Origin of the sequence: Shewanella sp. 38A_GOM-205m, from assembly GCF_000518445.1 — a bacterium.
Lineage (GTDB): Bacteria > Pseudomonadota > Gammaproteobacteria > Enterobacterales > Shewanellaceae > Shewanella > Shewanella algae.
The window spans coordinates 1-19321 of sequence record NZ_JADP01000035.1 but is presented as its reverse complement, the minus strand read 5'-3'; the positions used below and the strand labels follow the sequence as shown (position 1 = coordinate 19321).

At 53.1% G+C, this 19321-nt stretch carries 15 protein-coding genes and 1 pseudogene; 4 read left to right on the top strand and 12 right to left on the bottom strand.

The annotated features are described in order from the left end of the window. Entirely contained in the window at positions 1-828 is an 828-nt protein-coding gene (locus N512_RS0117095; protein WP_028781094.1) for a hypothetical protein, read from the top strand. 39 nt (positions 829-867) lie between these two features. Continuing rightward, positions 868-1413: a hypothetical protein gene (locus tag N512_RS0117090; RefSeq protein ID WP_028781093.1), complete on the top strand. Its 546-nt coding sequence runs from the start codon at positions 868-870 to the stop codon at positions 1411-1413. A gap of 127 nt (positions 1414-1540) precedes the next feature. On the opposite strand, the gene fdhE is transcribed toward N512_RS0117090, so the two are convergent. From fdhE to N512_RS0117055, 5 genes are all read right to left on the bottom strand, one after another. Beyond that, positions 1541-2440, bottom strand: coding sequence for a formate dehydrogenase accessory protein FdhE (gene fdhE / locus N512_RS0117085; protein WP_028781092.1), 900 nt, complete (start codon positions 2438-2440; stop codon positions 1541-1543). Positions 2441-2442: 2 nt separating this feature from the next. Further along, positions 2443-3066, bottom strand: coding sequence for a formate dehydrogenase subunit gamma (locus N512_RS0117080; protein ID WP_028781091.1), 624 nt, complete (start codon positions 3064-3066; stop codon positions 2443-2445). Beyond that, entirely contained in the window at positions 3063-3968 is a 906-nt protein-coding gene (gene fdxH / locus N512_RS0117075; protein ID WP_028781090.1) for a formate dehydrogenase subunit beta, read from the bottom strand. The genes N512_RS0117080 and fdxH overlap by 4 nt, the downstream gene beginning before the upstream one ends. Before the next feature lie 2 nt (positions 3969-3970). Beyond that, positions 3971-6988, bottom strand: coding sequence for a formate dehydrogenase-N subunit alpha (fdnG, locus tag N512_RS0117070; protein WP_081737193.1), 3018 nt, complete (start codon positions 6986-6988; stop codon positions 3971-3973). 690 nt (positions 6989-7678) lie between these two features. Further along, positions 7679-9442, bottom strand: a complete 1764-nt coding sequence (locus N512_RS0117055; RefSeq protein ID WP_028781087.1) for an alkaline phosphatase D family protein — start codon at positions 9440-9442, stop codon at positions 7679-7681. Between the two features lie 247 nt (positions 9443-9689). On the opposite strand from N512_RS0117055, the gene N512_RS0117050 reads away from it, so the two are divergent. Continuing rightward, positions 9690-10109 carry a CBS domain-containing protein gene (locus tag N512_RS0117050; RefSeq protein WP_025011287.1) on the top strand — a complete coding sequence of 140 codons (420 nt, stop codon included), beginning with the start codon at positions 9690-9692 and terminating at the stop codon, positions 10107-10109. Positions 10110-10204: 95 nt separating this feature from the next. On the opposite strand, the gene N512_RS0117045 is transcribed toward N512_RS0117050, so the two are convergent. The 7 genes from N512_RS0117045 to N512_RS0117010 form a co-directional block, all read right to left on the bottom strand. Further along, entirely contained in the window at positions 10205-10489 is a 285-nt protein-coding gene (locus N512_RS0117045; RefSeq protein WP_025011288.1) for a heavy-metal-associated domain-containing protein, read from the bottom strand. Then, entirely contained in the window at positions 10486-10803 is a 318-nt protein-coding gene (locus tag N512_RS0117040) for a mercuric transporter MerT family protein (protein WP_037437323.1), read from the bottom strand. Before N512_RS0117040 ends, N512_RS0117045 begins: the two co-directional genes overlap by 4 nt. Before the next feature lie 16 nt (positions 10804-10819). Then, positions 10820-11962, bottom strand: a complete 1143-nt coding sequence (locus tag N512_RS0117035; protein ID WP_028781086.1) for a transglutaminase-like domain-containing protein — start codon at positions 11960-11962, stop codon at positions 10820-10822. Positions 11963-12236: 274 nt separating this feature from the next. Continuing rightward, entirely contained in the window at positions 12237-13457 is a 1221-nt protein-coding gene (locus tag N512_RS0117025; protein WP_028781085.1) for a hypothetical protein, read from the bottom strand. Continuing rightward, entirely contained in the window at positions 13454-14104 is a 651-nt protein-coding gene (locus tag N512_RS0117020; protein WP_025011291.1) for a hypothetical protein, read from the bottom strand. The genes N512_RS0117025 and N512_RS0117020 overlap by 4 nt, the downstream gene beginning before the upstream one ends. After that, positions 14104-17775 carry an ATP-binding protein gene (locus N512_RS0117015; RefSeq protein WP_028781084.1) on the bottom strand — a complete coding sequence of 1224 codons (3672 nt, stop codon included), beginning with the start codon at positions 17773-17775 and terminating at the stop codon, positions 14104-14106. Before N512_RS0117015 ends, N512_RS0117020 begins: the two co-directional genes overlap by 1 nt. 173 nt (positions 17776-17948) lie before the next feature. Continuing rightward, positions 17949-18146: a YheV family putative zinc ribbon protein gene (locus N512_RS0117010; RefSeq protein WP_025890053.1), complete on the bottom strand. Its 198-nt coding sequence runs from the start codon at positions 18144-18146 to the stop codon at positions 17949-17951. A gap of 82 nt (positions 18147-18228) precedes the next feature. On the opposite strand from N512_RS0117010, the pseudogene nfi reads away from it, so the two are divergent. After that, positions 18229-19015, top strand: a pseudogene (nfi, locus tag N512_RS24870) (deoxyribonuclease V). The last annotated feature ends 306 nt before the right edge of the window (positions 19016-19321 follow it).

The following is a 19321-nucleotide window of genomic DNA, read 5'->3' as shown; positions in this document are numbered from 1 at the left end:
TTGAAGGCCATCAACTGGCTGCTGTATGCCCTGCTGATGTTGCTTAGCCTACCGGTAGTTGCACGCTACTACTTGCCGGCCAAACTGGCAGGGCTCAAAGCCACCTGGATTTGTCGGAGCCATTTCGGCGCCGACCTCAGAGTGAGTGACTGCCGCCCCTTTTCTGTCGGCGGCGAGTTGGTGCCCCGTAAGGGGCGCTACAATCTGGAGCTCTACAGCCAAACTCTGGGTGAATACCTGAATCTGTACCAGCTTAAACGCGAAGAGATATCGGTTGAGCGCTTGTCGCAGGCGCGGGCAAAACAGCGGCAGCAGGCCCAAGCCGAGCGGGCGAGGCTCAAAGAGCTGTCCGATCTGCTCGGCGGCCCACTGTGGCTGTTTCGTCATCTTCGCGCCAACGAGCTCCACCAGCAGCAACTCTTGCTGGTGATGCCACCGGAAGGGAGCGAGACCCTGACACCTTGGCTGCAACGCTTGACCCGTCTACTGCTGGATAACCCAGATTGCTGTGCTTATTTGATACCCAAGGAGCGGCAAGCCAACTTGGCAAGCGAGTTGGCGCCGACCTTGCTGCCTGAGCGGCTCGGGGACAATGTCCGCCTCAAATTGGGCCTCAAGGAGCGCAAATTAAATTCGGCTCTGGCGCCATATCAACTGTTTGAGGCGCGGGCTTGCCTCAAAATTTATCGACCAAGGAAGTTTGGCAAGCTGCAGCCGGAAACACAGGGAATAGTGCCCCAAACGCTGTCTTTGGACAGCGAGCTTCTGAGCCGGGCCTTTCCCTCTCTGGTCTTCAGGCCACTGTCGCAAAGCCGCCAAGAAAATTGAATTTGACCATCAATAACTTACACCAACCAAGAGGGACCTATGCCTACAACCTTTATATCCAGTCACAGACTGGGCAATGAAGCTTGCCCCGAAGATTTGGCCTTCCTGCTTAAACATTGCCGAGACTGGCTTGAAAGCGAGCTGTTCGTCCGCTTTCCTGAAGATGAAGATTGGGCGCCGTGGGAGGATACCAGTTACCTGAATGAAGATGACTGGGCCGACCCCGAAATAGCCGCCAACGTTAAAGCCATAAGTGATACCTGCAAGCACATCGCCTTTGTGGCCGAACTGCCCGATGGTGAGTACCTGGGTTACTGGCGCGGTGAAGCCAAGCGCCCGATAGCCGAGAGCCCGCTGGTCAAATACAGCAATGACGGCTGCTTCAGCCTCTGGGGCAGGAGTATGCTGCAGGCATTGCATTTCGACATGGAAGAAGCACTCTTGGATGAACTGCGGGAAATCGCCGAGCGGGCAGGATGGCAACTGAGCCAAGCCCACTTGAGCGACTACTGCGAGAGCGAAGCGCCGGACAGCCCGGATGAGTTCCATCAGGCCAGATATCAATTCCATCGGCAGCATCCCTGAGCAGGGAAACAACCTTCTGAGCCGGCAGGCGTCAAAAAGCAAGAACTAAAAAACAAGGACAGCCCTGAGCTGTCCTTGTTGCTATGAGCTTAGTTCGCGTTTTTAGCCATTCACACCAATAACCAAACTAATCAGAGAGCTCATCTGCCAGCAAAAACGGATTTACCGTAGTAGCATGAAAGCCTTTTGCGTTTAACTTGGCATCCAAAGCCATAGAGGCAATATCGTCCGCAACCGCATCCATCCTGGGATCTAGGTTCATAAACAGCATCTTGCTGTAGCCGTGGCAATCATCGCAGCTTTCAATGCGAACCGGCGTCTGATATTTGTCAAACGACCACAAACTCATCTCTTTTGCTTGATTGCAACTGCTGCAATGCGCCCGAATAAAATGCCATTGTGTTTCACACAAACTGCAGTGCAAATAACGCAGGCCTTCACGGGGTTTATCAACCACCACACTGGCTACCGGATGACTGCCACACACAGGACACATGGATTGCTGTTTAATCTCAGTGGTATCCATACGGCTGGCTACGGCCGCTGCCCAATGACTCCAATAAACAGATAACGCAGCCCACAAAAACAAGCGGTATTCTGCCGGTACCTGGCTGAATCGGCCATCCAACAGGCTGCCCGCCCACTGTTGCAGTTGCTCGGGTGTTTGACGCATCAACTGCCGTATCACTTGCACCACATTGGCAGGCACAGTATCCAGCAATTCACTGAGCAGTTGTTGCAACAGTGCTATCCAGTAACCATTTTTCTGGATCCCGCGCAGTGGCATAGTGGCGCCGGTGTCGATATCCGGTGCCGGCCCCATTAGGGTGTCGCATAGCTTATGCTGCACCAACACCATGGAGCGACACAGCGCCAAATAATCTTCCAGCGAAGAATCCTTGGCAAGCTCGGCCAAGCGCTCCGCGCGGCGTAGGTAAACCTCTTTGGGATCGGCCGTGATCAGCACTTTCAAAGCCAAAGGGGAGCTGTCGGTAAAACTTGATGGGATTTCGCCGGCAAGACTCATGGTCAGTTATCCTCGTGTTCGTTCAACATGGCCGGATGGTGTTTGCGGGCCCAGGCCTTCGACACTTTGCCGTACAACATGCCAGTGATAGAACCTTCAATCCAACAAGCCATCCATACATGCACCACCAAGGCTATAAGCATCAGGATGCCGCAGGCCGAGTGGATCAAGGTGGCCCAGTTCACCGCTTCGGCAGAGAACATAGGAGCAAAGTAGGGCTGCCACATCATGAAGCCGGTGACGATAAACGCCAACACGAAAACCACAAACGAGCGGAACAACATCTTTTGGCCAGGGTTGTAATGACCAACTGGAGGAATGTTTTCCTCTTTCTGAAGCAAAACCCACACAATGGCCTTCATCCACGGCAGATCATACCGGTTCCATTTGTTGTGGTTGTAGTAGCGCAGCAGCATCACTGCCAGCAGCACACACATAGCTATGCCAAAGAAGGGATGCATCACTTTCGCCAGTTGTGGCGTACCCACTATGCCACTCAGCCACTGAAACGATGGAAAGAAGAAGGCAAACCCGGTCAGGAAGGTGACCAGGCCCACAAAGACAATGACCCAATGGCAGATCCGGTCAATGAGCTTATGACGAACAATCATCGGCTGGTTACTCATTGTTTTTCCTCCTCTGCTTCGATGACAGGCTCTGCATATCCGGGCTGATCTTCCTCAACGATATTGCGACCCACGGTAATCCTGTGCAGCAAGGCAATACCCGCTGTGGCCAACAGGCCGGCAGCGCCCAAAGGCTTCAACCAGTCCTGGCGGATTTCGGTTGCAATCGGTACCCGGGGTTCTATCGGCATGCCATAGGTTTCCGGCTTATTGATATTGTGCAGAATCATCATGTAGTGACTGCCGCCAACCCCTTCAGGGTTGTACAGGCCCGCGTTGGCATAACCCCGCTCTTTCAACTGTGCGACCCGCTTTTCTGCGTAGAACAACATGTCTTCGCGGGTTCCAAATCGCAGAGCCCCTGTGGTACAGGTCTTCACGCATGACGGCTCCAAACCCACAGCGAGCCGGTCTGAACACAGAGTACACTTATAGGCCTTGTTATCCTTTGCGCTCACTTTGGGCACATTGAATGGACAAGCGCTGGCACAATAACCACAGCCGATACACTTGTCAGAATCAAAGTCCACAGTGCCGTTGGCGTGTTGCACTATGGCCCCGGCGGTTGAGCAAGCTTTCAAACAAGCCGGGTCGGCACAATGCATACAGGCGGTATGGGTAAACTGCCAACGCAGTTTGTTGTCATCCACAACTTCGTGATATTGCATTATGTTCCAGCTGTCCGGAGACAGAGTCATAGGATTCTGGTAACTGCCCTGGAAAGTACCAACGTCTTCACGCAGGTCGTTCCACTCTGAACAGGCAACCTGACAAGCCTTACAGCCGGTACATTTGGTCGCGTCAAACAGCTTGGTCACATGTTGTACCGCGCCGATGCGGGCATGAGCGGCCGGAGTGATATCTGCGGTACCCGAGCGGCGAATAATATCCTGAGAAGCCATAATCAAAAGCCCTCCGCTTTAGAAATATTCACAAGGAATGCTTTGTATTCAGGAGTTTGCGTATTGGCATCCCCCACTGCAGAAGTCAGCTCATTGACGATATAGCTCTTTTGCGTCAGTGCTTCATAACTGCCATGGCGTGGAATACCTATGGTGTGCACAGCTTTACCTTGTACCATCATGGGTTGCAGACGCTTGGTCACATAAGCCTTGGTGATGATATGGGATCGTTTGGAGGTCACTTTCACCCAATCCCCATTGGCAATACCCTTCTGAGCCGCCAGGGTTTCATCGATTTCGATAAAGTGTTGTGGCTGGGTAATGGCCGCCAAACGGCAGTGAGTCGTCCAGTTGTTGAAGTGCTCTGTCATTGAGTAGGTTGTGCCTACATATGGGAACTCTTCATTGGTCCCGAAGGTTTCACGCATTCCCTGGAACATACGGGCCACTGGGTTATTGGTGACTTTGGGATGCAAGGGGTTGCTCGCCAGCGGTGATTCAAAGGGTTCGTAGTGTTCAGGGAAAGGACCATCTTTCAAATCGCGCAGTGCAAACAAGTGCCCCACCCCATCGGCCTGCATGATGAATGGGTGTGCCGAATCCTGAGCATTCAACTTGGCATTGAAGTCAGGCACATCTATGCCTTGCCACTTACCGTCTTTGTACTCGAGCAATACGCGGCTGGGATCCCTTGGCTTTCCTTGCACATCGCATGAAGCACGGTTGTACAGAATGCGGCGGTTGGCAGGCCATGCAAATGACCAGTTGGGCGTTATCCCCTTACCCGATGGGTCACTGTTGTCGCGGCGGGCCATCATGTTGCCCCGCTCTGTCCACTGACCTGAGTAGATCCAGATACCGCAGGACGTTGAGCCGTCGGCTTTCAATTCAGTGAAACTGTTCAGCAGCTTGCCGGTTTTAAGATCGTAGCCGTTCATCTCTTTCGCCAGCTCTTCCGAACTTGGCTCATGTTCGATGGCATAATCCCATTTGATTGCTGCTATAGGCTCTGGCAAACGGCCGCCTTCTTCACGATACAAGCGTTTCAGTTCCAGCATGATGCCGGAGAGAATGGCAGGATCCGACAGGGCTTCTCCCGGTGGATTGGCACCTTTAAAGTGCCATTGCAGCCAACGGCTGGAATTGGCAATAGAGCCGCTTTCTTCGGCAAAACAGGTGGTTGGCAGACGGAATACTTCGGTTTGAATATTGGCGGTATCAACATCGTTGAACTGCCCCGCATTACGCCAGAAACTTGAAGTTTCATTCGCCAAGGCATCCAGAATGACCAGAAACTTCAGGTTTGATAAACCTTTGGATACTTTCTGTTTATCTGGTTGAGAGTTCAGGGTATTGATACCTTGAATAAAGTACCCATTCACTTCACCGTGAACCATCATGTCTATCTGTTTGTTGATATCGTACTGTTGATCCCATTTGGGCAACCAGTCATAGCCATAATCGTTTTCAGCCGTGGCGTAATCGCCATAGAAAGATTTCAGCAGCGACACAGTAAAGGCCGGGTAGTTATGCCAGTAATTGGTTGAATTGGGACGCAGCGGTTTGGGCGTGTAATGGTTCAAGTAGGCTTCAAGATTAATATCTTGATCCTGTGGCAGTTTCAGATAACCAGGCAGACCTTGGCACAGCAACGCCAAGTCAGTAGCCCCCTGCACGTTTGAGTGACCACGCAGCGCATTGACCCCACCGCCCATGATTCCCATGTTACCCAGCAGCAACTGGATCATCGCCATGGTACGAATGTTCTGCGCGCCGACACTGTGTTGCGTCCAGCCCAGCGCATACAGGAAGGTGGCCGCTTTGTTGTCGACATGGGTTGCCCCAAGCTGTTTGCATACATCCAAATAGGCTTCTTTGGGGGTACCTGTGATATTCGAAACCGTATCAGGGTCGTAGCGTTCAACGTGCTTTTTCAACAGGTTCAACACACAGCGGGGATGCTGCATGCTTGGATCGACTTTAGCGTAGCCTTCATCATCCAATTCATAGAACCAGGAAGACTTGTCATAGGTGTTGGCCGTTTCATCAAAACCACTGAATAGCCCCTCGTTGAAGTCAAAGTCTTCACGCACGATAAACGAGGCATTGGTATAGGCTTTAACATACTCAAGGTTGATTTGATTGGTGCTGAGCAGATAACGGATGACCCCGAGCAAGAAGGTGATGTCTGTACCTGATCGCAATGGAGCATAGGTATCGGCCACAGCAGCGCTGCGGTTAAAGCGAGGGTCCACCACAATCAAGCGCGCATTATTGTGCTCCATCGCCTCGGTTACCCAACCAAAGCCAACCGGATGTGCTTCAGCCGCATTTCCCCCCATGACAATCGCCAGATCGGTATTTTTCATATCGGCCCAGTGGTTGGTCATGGCTCCGCGGCCAAAGGTCGGTGCCATGGCGGCCGGTGTCGGCGCATGGCATACCCTGGCAATGTTATCCAGGCCCAGCATGCCTATGGCACGACCAAATTTATGGGTCATGAAGCAACCTTCGTTGGCCTGTGCCGATGAGGTCATCATCCCCAGACTGGTCAAACGGTTTACAGTTTGGCCCTTGGCGTTTTTCTCAACCAGGTTCGCGTCACGCTCATCCTTGACCAAGCGAGCGATGCGTTTAAACGCTTCCTCCCAACTGATACGTTGCCATTTATCACTGCCGGGAGCCCTGACTTCAGGGTATTTCAGTCGATGAGGACTGTTCACGTAATCCACCAACCCGGCCCCCTTGGGACACAAGGCACCGCGATTGATTGGGTTATCGGCATCACCTTCGATGTGGAAGATGTGCTGCTCGGCATTCTTGCCATTACTGCTTTGGCTGTACATCAACAAGCCACAACCTACTGAACAATAGCAGCAGTTATTGCGCGTCTCTTTCGCCCTGAGCAGTTTGAATTGTCTGACCGCAGCAAATGCCTTTTCAGACATCAATCCCAGTGCAGAGATTGCAGATGTTGCAGCTCCGGCAGCACAGAGTTTGAAAAACTGTCGTCTGTTCATTGTCATTTCACACACTCTCTTGTTATGTGCAATTTCCAACTGCGGCATGGGTGCCACAGACTCGAGTCAGGTAAAGTCCTTACTCACAGCAGGAGTATCCTAAGAAATGACAATAAATAACAAATACAGACATGTGATCAACAACACACTATCGCGGCCACAGAAATTAAAACCAAAATTAATTTATGAAAAAGAATTAAAAACCAAAGGCCAATTTAAAAACACAAATCAACAGGATTTAGCTCCAAACAGCCATTGGTCAAATTGTCTGGTCAAAATGACCATAATGTATAACTTTGATAGTGAAGCAATTAATTAGCGTGACATACATCACCAATTAATCAATATAGAGTCTGTTAATAGAGCTAAATCAGCAAAAGCTTATTTGTGATCTATTTCTCACTTCAAGGATCTTTAATTTCACTAGAGAGGGGAAATTCGCATCAAACAGCAGAGAACTGCTAATTAAGCACATGGTGATACTTGGTAAATTGGCTGGCAAAAAAGCACTGATAAATGAACCTGGCAGACTGAAAATATTTAAAGATTCTGGCCATATTTTGAATCGAAAAAGGACAGTTCTTGGACTGTCCTTTTTTCAGGTATGACTTTAAGTTTTCGTTTGGCACCTATTTCAAACCCAACTCATCCAAAAAGGTGCAAACGCCTCAGGCATGCCTGAAACACTTGTCAGCCAAGCAAGATCCCCGGCTTTCCATCCAAAGAACGGGCAATGGCACGGCGCCCCTCTGCTTCAGTGAAATCTTTGCTCAGAATGCTGTCCACATAGAACCACTCGCTGACCACCTCTTCGCTGCTGAAGGTCAGCGTCATATAACCCCGGTTCAACAGATTGGCGTATTTAAGGTCATCCACCAGCCCTACAACGGCCGCCTCTGTCGCCGGGATCTGCTCTGAAGGCAGGTTGAGGTAATACTCAAGCCCAGGGGAGGAAACCGAACTGGTGGCAAACTCAACCCCAACCATGTTGCCATCTTTGTCCTTGAGATCATTGGCCCAGGCATTGTGGGTATCACCGGCAATCACCACCAGGTTTTTACCCGAGGCCCGGGCAGTGGCCAGCACGACTTCACGCTCATAGGCATAGCCATCCCAGGCATCCAGGTTGTAGGGGATCGATGGCAGTTGCAAAAGTGCCAGCACTTCCGGCGTCAGTTTGGCCTGGTTGGCCGCCAGATAGGTCAGTTCCGCTTGGGTCAGTGTCGGATCGCCGGCCTGAGCGCGAGCCGCCAGCTGCGCCAATGCCGCCAACTCGGCAAACTGCGGAATAGACAGCTGCTGAGTGGCTATCGCCGCCGGCAACATCATCCGCCCCATCAGTATCTGCTGCCCCAAAAGCTGCCACTTGGCGCTGGATTGCAACAGTTTTCCCTGCAACCACAGCAGTTGGGTCTGGCCCAGAAGCGTACGCTGAGTGTCGGTCACGTCGGCGAGAAACTGCTGATCGTTGAAAGCGCCGGTAGCCGGATCCAGATAGTTGCCATAGTCCAACTGTTTGTCACGGGCCAACACCCGGGTATCCAGCATATGCAGATCCAGCAGATCGCCGAAGCTGAAACTGCGGTAGATCTCTTCATGATTGCCCTCGCGCCATGGGCGGATAGGCAGCCATTCGAAGTAAGCCTGCAATGCCGCCTGTTTCCGGGCGTCGAAGTCCCCTTCCCCTTGGTTATGGTTTTCGGCACCATCCTTCCAGGTGTCGTTGGCCACTTCGTGATCGTCCCAGACGGTAATAAACGGCAGCTTGGCGTGCAGCTTCTGCAAACTGGCATCGCCGCGATACTGGCCATAGCGGGTACGGTAATCGCTCAAGGACAGCAACTCTCCCGCGGGTAGTACCTCACGGCCCAGCTCGGCGGCATGTTCACTGGCATAACCACCACGGCCATATTCATAGATATAGTCGCCCAAGTGCAGCATGGCGTCGAGATCGTCCCGCTGCGCCGCCAATTCATAGACATTGAAGTAACCGGCCGGGAAATTGGCGCAGGACATAACCGCCAGTTTGACCGAATCGACCGCGCCCTCGGGCAGGGTCTTGGTCATACCGACTGTGGATGTCTTGTCACCCGTCATAAAACGATAGAAGTAGCGGCTGCCGCTCTCCAGCCCTATGGCATCGACTTTAACCGTGTAGTCACGCTCGGCATTGGTCACCATTTCACCTGTGGTCACCAAGTCGCTGAAGGCACCATCACGGGACACCTGCCAGGATACTCTGACATCCCCCGCCGTTTGCGGTGTTACCCGGGTCCAGATAATCACGGCATCCTGAGTGGGATCACCACTGGCGACACCATGAAGAAAATCGGCGGCGACAGTATTGTCATCATTGTCACTGGAGCAGCCCATCAGGCCATATGAAAGTACGGCAGCGCCAACACCTTTGGCTGAGAGGACAAGAAAGTCACGACGGGAGAAGTTGCGGGTCATTGTTATTATTCCTTTAAAAACGCTTCATAATGCTGGTATGAGGTCGGATGTCCAGATTGTGAAGTCAAACTATTACACAATTGTGACAACCAGGTAAACATCTGTTGATATTCAAACGAATTCAGTCGGTTAAACAAAATGACGTCCGCTTTAGGCCAAGGCACTTGCAGCCCGCGGTAACAGGGGGCAAAATGCCTTACAGGACAGAGAATTAGCCCTCTCAGGGCTCAGGTGAAGGAACAAGACAATGAAAGTCAAAGACATCATGAGCACCCAGGTGGTGTGTATCAGTGACGGCGCCAGCGTCAAGGACGCCCACCAACTGATGCATTCCCGGGGCGTGCGCCATCTGCCGGTGATATCAGAAGCCAGCGGCACTCTGGTAGGGATACTCACTCATAAAAAGATGATTGCCACTGTAGTCAATCTACTGACCCGCTACGGTCAGGGGGCGCTGGAACGAAAAGAACGCGGTACCCTGATAGCCGATCTGATTGAAACCGACTTTGAACCACTCAAGGCCGATGCCCCACTGACCCAAGTGGTGGATTATTTTATTGCCAACAAACATGGCTGTCTGCCTGTAGTGGACGAGCACAACAAGGTGCAGGGCATAGTCACCTCTTCTGACTTCGTCAAACTGTGCCGAGCGTTGCTCAAGGCTTGAACCCATCAAAAAAGCGTGCTTAGAGCACGCTTTTTTGGACAGAGCTTTTGCTTTTGGCGCAAGCTGAACCTATTGAATGAACCGGGTCTTAGAGCTTAGGCCTCTGGCTCTATCTTATTGATACTGCCCTTATAGCCGGTTTCATCCACCGCCTTTATCAGCGCATCCATATCAAAGCCTTCAGGCACTATCACTCTGGCCTGCTGGGTCTTGAGCGAGGACTTGGCCTTAATCACGCCCTCTGTCTTGCGCAGCGCCTTGTTGATTACCGTGACACACAAAGGGCAGGTCATGCCTTTAACATCCAGGGTGACCACCAGATTCCCCGCCCAGGCAAACGGCGTGCACAGCAGCAGTAAAACCAGTAACAAGCTTCTCATTCAAACACCTCTAACAGCCAAGGTAATACAAAAGGGTAAAGCTGAAACGCCAATACCACAGGCACTGCCAGCCAGTAGAGCAGCAACATTCTGGTGCGGCTCATGGTCGCGGTGCACAGAGGCCTTTTGGAAAAATACAAACGCCAAAAACCCAGCAGGATCAACAGAGTCGACAGCGCCAGCATGGGCACTTGCAGCCAGCCCAGCTGTTCAATGCCCGACAGCGAGGCCGCCGATACCCCAAAAACCAGATAGATCAGCGGCCCAATACAGCACAGACTGGAGGCGACAGCGGCAACAACTGCAGCCGCCAGTGTCGCCAAAAACCCCTTAGAGCTGTTCTGTTGACTGGAAATCATAGGCGAAAACTTTAGGGTCATAGTAGTTCACAGGGTCGCCATCCACTTCGGCATAAGGATAGCCAAAGTTGTTCAGCGGCGTCTGCTCGGCCATGGGCGCCAGATCAAAGTCACGACCGAAGTTGAAACCAACCCAGTTCATTTCCCAGTTACCGAACAGATAGTCGTTGACCGCCTGCACATCGGGATCCTGGTGTTGCTTGTTCTCGGTCAAACGCATCTTGGTCACATCCGCAGGGTCGGCCGGCAACCAGCCGTAACCCGCCAGATAGAACATGGCACGGCAGTGCTGACCACCACTGACCTTGGCCAGGCCGTTGGCATCACTGCTGCCGAAGGCTTTCTTGGAGTATTTGCCCATCTTAATAGCCTGTCCAACACGGAGCCCGAACATCTCCCGGGCAGGTATGCCGGCGGCGCGAGCCAAGGCCACAAATACCGAGTTGATATCAGTACACTTGCCACCCAGTTTGCCGCTCTCGAGAATAGTGGCCACATCACCCGTACCGCAACCGATAACATCGTTGTCGCGGAACATATTGGCGCTGACCCAGTTGTAGATGAGGCGGGCCTTTTTCAGCGGGTCGGTTTCCTTGCCAACAATCTTGTCTGAAGTCTGCTTCACTATGCCATCAATGGGCATATGTTTGGTGGGCAGCAGATAGCGCTCCACATCTACCGGGTACTGGATAGTTTTTGGGGCGCGATAATGCTCTAACTCGCCGTTTTTCAGCGGTTCCCAGTCGAGGGTTTCCAGCTCCATCACCAACTGCAGCTCCATCTTGCCTTTGGCATCAGGCCAGGTGGCAAACAGAGTCTTGGCGCCATAGCTGTTATCGGCAGTGATATAGGCGTCCTGGAAATTGCCTTTGAAGTTCAGCTTGCGTAGCTGCTGAAACTGGGTGTCTTCCACCAGCGGGATCCACAACTTGACCACGCCCTCTGAGCCCTCGGGTGCGATCAGTTGGTAATCTTGAGTCAGGGTGAAATGTCTGCGGCCGTCGGCGGAATAATGCTCGACGGCCTTGGTCTTCGATGTGGCCGCCATCACAGGGCTGATGATACCGGCCGTCGACAAAATAGCCGCAGTTTTTAAAAAATTGCGTCTTTGCATTATTCGATTCCTTACGTTTGATTAACAGACGAGTCAATGAGGTGCCCGCTGGCGGGCCGAAGCATTATAAGTGGCGGCCCCTGGCACCGCAACAAAGCCGCAGACACAGGGTCAGTGCAGCCAGAGTCACCAGCAAGGTGGAATAATAAGAAAAATTAACAAGTTTGCGAGACAAAACAACCATATTGGTCATCTTGTCTCGCCTTACGTTTACCAATGTAAAGCCGGTATGGCAGAGGGAAAAATCGGCGCCGGATCACATTCTTACCTGGGCTTATCTCAGCCCCACTTCCACGTCGCGGATAATGAAGTTCCCCGAATAAAGCGGATGGGGTTCACCCAAAGGCTCCAGGGCAAAGAAGCGTTTGTGCTCTTCACTGAGCCCTTCGAAGCCGCCTATCACCTGATAGAGCCAGCTTTCCGGATCCCAGGACAGCTGTTGCTGCTGCAGATATTCCAGCGCCGAAGTGTTGCGGCCCGAGTCAATGACGGCGCAGAAGTACTCATCCACGGCCTCTTTGAGCGGGTTATCCGGCATATCAAAGTCTTCCTGAGGATTAACCGCAACCGGCACATCGTGCTCCTGCAACCTCTTGGGCAGATGGTCACGACTGATAGCCTTGATACGGGCCACCATCTCCATCAGTTGCAGTTCCTGGCCGCTGTTGTTCACATCCACAGATGCCGGTGCCAGCAAGGCCTCGGCATGATTGAACAGCACAGGCACCTGCTTGTGCGCCACATGGTCGGCCACCTGGTAGTCTGGGTGCAAATCTGTATACAGCAACCAGCCTTTGAGCAAACGGGTACGACCGCGGATCTGCCTGAATCGTCCCAGCAATTCCAGTAGACGCCCCTGCACCACGCTCAGCTCCTGGGTGCAATCACTGAGAGTGTCCTGCAACATGGTCACCAGCAGGCGGCGCAGCTCACGGATATCACCGGCAATTTCGCCAAGCTCGGTAAACTCAAACAGCTCCAGGCCGTTAAGCAGTTCCGATACCTGGCTCTGCGCCAGCTCGTTTTCACGGATCTTGGCGTTAATTGAACCCACATAACCGAACTCGTTATTGATCCGGCCCCAGAGCACACGAATGGAGTAACGCAGGCTCTCGGTGAAGCTGAATACGTGTTCGGTCAAGTCCGCCAGATAGGCTTCGGCGGCGCTGTAATCCACACTGGCGCGCGCCTCACGGTAGTGATTGGCCAAGGTCTTGATGGTGGCCAGGGCCGAACCGACGTTGGCGTTGATCTGGCGGTTACGCTCATCCTTGAGGCCCTCTTCCAGCAGGGCCCTGACATTACGCGACAATCTGAGCGGTTCGTCCGGCTCGGGACGCCAAAGAATACCGTTGTCGGTAAGCTTCTTCAGCAGCGCAGGTTCCTGCCGGGTCTCGTCCAAGCTACCGGAGAGATAGGCGTCCATCACCAGTTCAGCGTTACGCCCAAGCAGCCTCAGCAGCTTGACCCCGGCCTGATGCAGGTTGCTGCTCATATCAGATCCCTCTGGGTGGCGGTTTCAGCCTGAGCCTCCAGACTGAGGCCCTCGGTTTCATCGATAAAGCGGATCACTTCGTAGAGGTAATCCAGCTTGCCGGTGGCGATATAGATCTGTTTTTCCGGATTCGGCCGCACCAGATAACCCAGCTCCTGCAAGCGCTTGAAAACCAGTTTGATCTGGCCATCGACACTGCTTGAGCTGGAACCGAACAAGCGATACTGGCTCAGCTTGGCCAGTTGCTCGCGAAACGCCGGCGTATCCTCAATGCGGCTTTGCAATTCGGTAAGCCGCACCGCCGCGCCTTCGGTCAGGGGGGCATCCTGGCCGCTGGCTTCCTGCACCAATACCAGCCATTCCACCATGGGGATCAACGCCTGGCAGATATCGCGAAACTGCGCCGAAATCACTTTGCGCTCGTCTTCTCCCAACTGCAAATAACCGCAGAAAAAGACTTCGCCCTCGGCGGCCTGGGCCACAGTGCGGTTGATTTGGTTGAGATAGGCCTCGACTCTGTCACGGGTGGCCGGGCTCTTGAGTGAGCGCCAGCCTTCCTCATCCGTGGTGCGGCAGATAAATTCACCCTTGAGCAGGCGCTCAATCAGGGCGCCTGAGCCGACGATAGTGCTTTGCAGTTCGCTCATTACACCGCCTCCTTGGCCAAGCGCTCAGAGAGCTTTTGCGCTATGGGATCGACTTTGGGTTTAACCACCTGCAGTCGCTTGGTCTGCTTGTTGATGATGTAGCGGTTGGCAAACAAATTCAGTACCTCGGACTCAGGGTTGGGGAAAGCACCCAACACGCTGATATTGTTGTTTTCACAGGCATCGAAGATCTTCTTCACGTTAGCGTGGTGCAAGGTGCCCAGCTCATCAATCGGCCAGTGCACAGTGACATCCGCCTTGCCCCGCAGCAATCGGGTAAAGGCCAGCAGGAACTTACAGAGGATCAGATAAGCCATACCATGACTGGACGACTCGTTGAGCTGACGGTCGGTGCGGATCACCAGATCCGAGTTGCCCTCCTTGAGGCGCAGCTCAATCTCCAGCAGCTTGGCGATGCCGCCGGTCAGGGCCGAGCGGCCTATGATATCCAGGGCCCGGCGCATGCTGTTGGTATAGTGCTCATCCGGCAGACCGGTGAAGCCTTCTGCCTTCCAGGCACGGAACGCCTTGACGAACAGCTCCAGCTCAGGCCAGAACTCCAGTTCGCTGATCCGCGAGCGGATCCTGACCGCAGATTCAGAGACGCCGTCGAGGAACAGCTCCTCCCCGACTTCGCGGGTAATACGGGCGCTCTGGGAGGCAATACGGCGGTCGATATCGGCCAAAACATCGTAGAAGGCGGTCAGGTCGACACCGAAGATTCGGCCCTGTTCACGCAGCGCGGTAATCGACTGCGGCACCATTACATTGAGCAGTTGGGCCAAATGCGGCACCAACTTGCGATAATCCAGCAGGCGTATGCCCTTGTCGTTGACTGAGCTGGACTCTTCACGGGCCTTTTCCCAGAACTCGGATAGGCTGGAGCCTGACTTGCTGGCAATCACCTGATCGAAATGATCCACATACTGCCTGACCGAACCCAGCAGATGCTCCCGCTTGAGCAACAGCTCCTCGCCCTGACGCAGACGTTCACCCAGGCTGCCCTGAGGCTCTTCATCGTTACGCGGCAACTTCAGTTCAGCCAGCTTACGCAGCAAGGCGCGCAACTTGGTGAGGTTTTCCGAGGCCTCTACCTGAGCGGCATCGGACTGGCGCCTTTGTTGCTCCAACTGCTGGCGGGCATGTTTGACTTCGTTGGCCTTGGTTTTCAGCTGCTGATCCAACTCGGAGGCGGCGCGCTTGACTTCGCCCAAGTCGGTCACCAACTTGGGTTTACGCACCAGCCAGGTATGCTGATACCAGTCGTCATAGCGCAGCACTTCACTGCGACGCTGCTCGGCAGCGGCAATAGCACCTTCCAACTCACGGTTCTCCCGCTTGAGGGCGAGAATTTTGTCTTCATCCACCCCACGGGACTTGAGCTCGTTCTTGTACCACTGTTCGCAGGCTTTTTGCTCCTCTTTGGCACGACTGCGACGCTGATTGATGCTCTCCTTGAGCTGTTCCAGATGCTGCTCCAGCGCGCCGACCACTTCCTGCCAGTAGGCGTTCTTTTCCATTCTGGCATCCAGCGCCTGCTCTTTGAGCTCCTCCAGCCATTCCAGGTGCTGGTTGCGCAGCTGCTTCATCTCCTGATCCAGCAGCGTCAGGCGTTTACCGGCCTGTGCCTTACGCTCAGCCAACGCCTTATTGATCTGCTCCTGCACAGTGCGGCGCTCCTCGAACAGACGCCGCAAATCGTCACGCAAATTCTTGTATGCCGTGCGGGCAAAGGTCAGCTCACGGCTCAGTTTATCCAGCGCTTCGTTGGCCTGCACCAGGCGCTCTTCCGCTTCTTCCTGCAGCCCATAGGCGTTTTGCAGCGCATCTTCGGCCTTAGCCAGTTTTGCCCTCAGCTCAGGCTCTGAACTGGCGTATTCGGGGATCTCCAGCGCCTTGAGATCCAATGAGATCCCAAAAAGGCTGTCACTTTCGACGCCGACATTGGGGTGCAAGTCGGTGCGGTGTAGCAAGTCAGGATGTACCACCTTACCCAGGTGCTGCTCCCAACCCGGCACTTCTTTTCGCAGAAACTCCAGCAAGGTGTGGGACTGAGGGAACAGCATGTGTTTGAGATCGTCGAGATCGCCCTGGCGCTCCGTGACTCTGAGCGCGGCAATTCTGAGTGATTCGCTGGCCTGATCCCTGAGTGAGCGCTGCTTGCGCTCTTCGCTCATCAGCCGCTCCACCTTGGCGTTGGCGGCCTCCTGCTCGGCATCGGCACGGTCGATACGCTCGTCGAATACCGCCAGGCTTAGCTTCTCCTCCTCGGTATAAGTCACACTGTCGACCTGCAGCTTGAGCTCGGCCGCATTGAGCTTGAGTTGGTACTCCTGCTCCTGGAATTTGGCCTTGCCGTTTTCCTGCTGCTCACGGAATTCGGCATCGAGGCGCGCCAGGTCTTCCCGAGCCACTTCACGCTGCTTGTCGCGGGCCTCGCGTTGCTTATCCAACTCTTGTTGCAGCTTTTCCAGCTCCTTGTTGAGCTGTTCGCCAATCTTGCTGCGGCGGGCGTTATAGGCGGCTTCTATGTCCTGGTGTTTCTCTGTTTGCAGCTTGTGTCTTTCGCTGAGGTTCTCAAGATCGCTACGCCACAGCGGCAGCTGTTCCAGATTGGCCTTGGCCTGTTCGATATCGGCATCGAGAAACGCCGCATGCTGGTTTTCGATGGCGTCGAGTTCATATTCCAGCTTGGCGACATCGCCCTTGGCGGCAGACAGCTCCTGGTTAAGCTCGTCGCGCTGCTCTTTCCACTCATCGTCCAATGCCTTGAGACGGAAGTTCAGCTCCCGCGACAGGGTCTGATTTTGCTCCTGACGCTGGGCTTCCAGCACTTCGTCATTGCGATAGCCCTTGGCCAGGCTGCCAAGACGCAGTTCGGCCGACAGCAGCTCGTTGAACTCCTGCTCCAGCTTGTCAAATTCGGGACGGATCTGCTCGAACCCGGCGATCAGCTGACTCTCGCGGATCCAGGCCTCGACTCGTTGTGGATTAAGCCTTGATGCCGGTGGGTTAACGCCATCCTCTTCCAAAATGGCGGCGATCATCGACTTGACCGTTTCCATTTTGCCTTCTTTGGAATGCACCGCCTTGGCCAGCTTTTCGATATGGCGCAGTGAATGGTCGGCCTCGCACAGAGAGAATAAACGGGCATAGCTGCGCAGCTCAGTGCGGCTGGTGCCTGTGTTCAGCAAGGTGCGGTCATTCTGGATGATGGCGCGAAACTCTCGGGTATTCAAAAGCTTGGTATGGTTCACTCCGGCGCGTTTCATCTCGCGGCCCAGTTCGGCCATGGTATGGCACAAAATAGTGTCGCCGTTTTGGGACTTGATATAGTCTTCAAGTTCAAATCCCTTGGCGATAAAGCGATAGTTGACCCCTTTGCCATCGCCGGCCGAGGCCAGCACCGCCTGATACAACAAGCCATCACTCTTTTGGTATTCGTAAATGATATAGCTGGATTCTCTTGGCAGATACCAGCGCTCGAAGCTGTCACGGGTCGAAGGCACGACCCGGCTGGGGTATTCACCATAAAACACAGGCACCAGACGCTGCAGCGTGGTCTTACCCGAGGCGTTGGTACCACAGATATTGGTATGGCCATCGAGCTTCAGTTCCACCACGCCCGGCAGATGGGTGTCGATCAGCACTATTCGAATCAAGCTTGGCATATAAATCCTTATGCAGACAGCAAGCACCAAACGGCCAGAGGCCCCGGCACTCGCGGCAACAGGCGGGCAAACCGCCTCAATACAGCAAAACCCTTAAATTAATGGAAAGACCCACCCTTGGCAATTGAAGGGCCGGTAAAGAAAGCGGGATCCGCTGCGGGTTTCAAAGAATATTATTCAGGTTTGAACAGGCCTATCACTTCACCTGTCGCCTTGTGGCTGACCTTGTCATCGGTCTGCTGCTCGCGGTAATCACACTCGACACACTCGACCGTTTCTATGCCGTTCTCCTTGAACAGCACTATGCTGTCCTGAGCCTGACATTTGGGGCATTTGGCACCGGCCACAAAGCGTTTCTTGATCCTGTTCATCTTCTGAGTCTAGTTGATAAGCAATGGCGCTATTTTGCCATATCTGTAGCCGCTGTGGCGCATTTTAAACAGCATTACGGCAATGTTTGCGCCAAGGCGCTGGAAAAGCGGGGGATCCCTGTGCCGGATGATGACGTTAGCAAACAGGGCCTGCTGGTATCCGAAAGCCAAAGTTATAATGAAAATATCTGGCTATCGGGTACAATCGCCTGCTGTAGCGCGGATAGGGAAATCAATAATGGATCTTATTATCAAGCATGACTGGAATATTAGCGAAGTAGAAGCTCTGGCTTTACAAAAAGAGCTGGCAGCCAAAGTTGTAAAGACAGATCAGTTTAATGAAATCAAACTGATCGCTGGTGTTGACGTTGCCTATAAAAAAGATAACGACAACTTAGTAGCTGCTGTTGTTGTTCTCGATGCCAATAGTTTAGAGATTGTTGAAACAGCAACCGCAGAAGACAAGGTTCAATTTCCATATATTCCAGGACTGTTTTCCTTCCGAGAACTACCACCATTAATTCAAGCATTCGCAAAACTTCAGCACTCACCGGATTTGGTCGTGTGTGACGGACAAGGTTACGCACATCCCCGTCGTTTTGGCTTGTCATCTTGGTGTTATTTTTGATATACCCACCATTGGCTGTGGTAAAACACGATTACTCGGCGAACATCAAGATCCAAGTCCAATAAGAGGGGCTATTGCACCTCTAATGGATCACAATGAAGTAATTGGTAATGTGTTGAGAACTCAGACAAGGATAAATCCTATCTACGTTTCAATTGGTCACCGTATTTCATTATCAACTGCTTGTGATTGGATTCTGAAGCTATCACCTAAATATCGTTTACCAGAAACGACTAAATAGCTTATATGGACACCTCTCCGATGCAAGCACCGGCAGGTCTCTTTCTGACAAAGTAGCCACACACATATATCCGGCTTCGTGAGCCCTGATGAACATCCGTACTCTCTGTCCTCATTAGTGCCATGGCTTTTAGCAGCCCAGCTATTTGTCAGGTTCACAGAGAGTCGGTTCTACCTGTCAGCACATCAACTCTTTGGACTTATTAAAATCAGTTAGTTACTTAACGATATACTCTGTTTTTTGGTTTATTAGCGCCCACGCTATTCGGGCATTTTTGTTAGCCAGCGCCACTACAGCTTTGTTTAC

Bases quoted from the DNA above. Each gene is read 5' to 3' on its own strand.
- N512_RS0117090 (WP_028781093.1), top strand. From the start codon at position 868: ATGCCTACAACCTTTATATCCAGTCACAGACTGGGCAATGAAGCTTGC.
- fdhE (WP_028781092.1), bottom strand. From the start codon at position 2,440: ATGAGTCTTGCCGGCGAAATCCCATCAAGTTTTACCGACAGCTCCCCT.
- N512_RS0117080 (WP_028781091.1), bottom strand. From the start codon at position 3,066: ATGAGTAACCAGCCGATGATTGTTCGTCATAAGCTCATTGACCGGATC.
- fdxH (WP_028781090.1), bottom strand. From the start codon at position 3,968: ATGGCTTCTCAGGATATTATTCGCCGCTCGGGTACCGCAGATATCACT.
- fdnG (WP_081737193.1), bottom strand. From the start codon at position 6,988: ATGAACAGACGACAGTTTTTCAAACTCTGTGCTGCCGGAGCTGCAACA.
- N512_RS0117055 (WP_028781087.1), bottom strand. From the start codon at position 9,442: ATGACCCGCAACTTCTCCCGTCGTGACTTTCTTGTCCTCTCAGCCAAA.
- N512_RS0117050 (WP_025011287.1), top strand. From the start codon at position 9,690: ATGAAAGTCAAAGACATCATGAGCACCCAGGTGGTGTGTATCAGTGAC.
- N512_RS0117045 (WP_025011288.1), bottom strand. From the start codon at position 10,489: ATGAGAAGCTTGTTACTGGTTTTACTGCTGCTGTGCACGCCGTTTGCC.
- N512_RS0117035 (WP_028781086.1), bottom strand. From the start codon at position 11,962: ATGCAAAGACGCAATTTTTTAAAAACTGCGGCTATTTTGTCGACGGCC.
- N512_RS0117025 (WP_028781085.1), bottom strand. From the start codon at position 13,457: ATGAGCAGCAACCTGCATCAGGCCGGGGTCAAGCTGCTGAGGCTGCTT.
- N512_RS0117020 (WP_025011291.1), bottom strand. From the start codon at position 14,104: ATGAGCGAACTGCAAAGCACTATCGTCGGCTCAGGCGCCCTGATTGAG.
- N512_RS0117015 (WP_028781084.1), bottom strand. From the start codon at position 17,775: ATGCCAAGCTTGATTCGAATAGTGCTGATCGACACCCATCTGCCGGGC.
- N512_RS0117010 (WP_025890053.1), bottom strand. From the start codon at position 18,146: ATGAACAGGATCAAGAAACGCTTTGTGGCCGGTGCCAAATGCCCCAAA.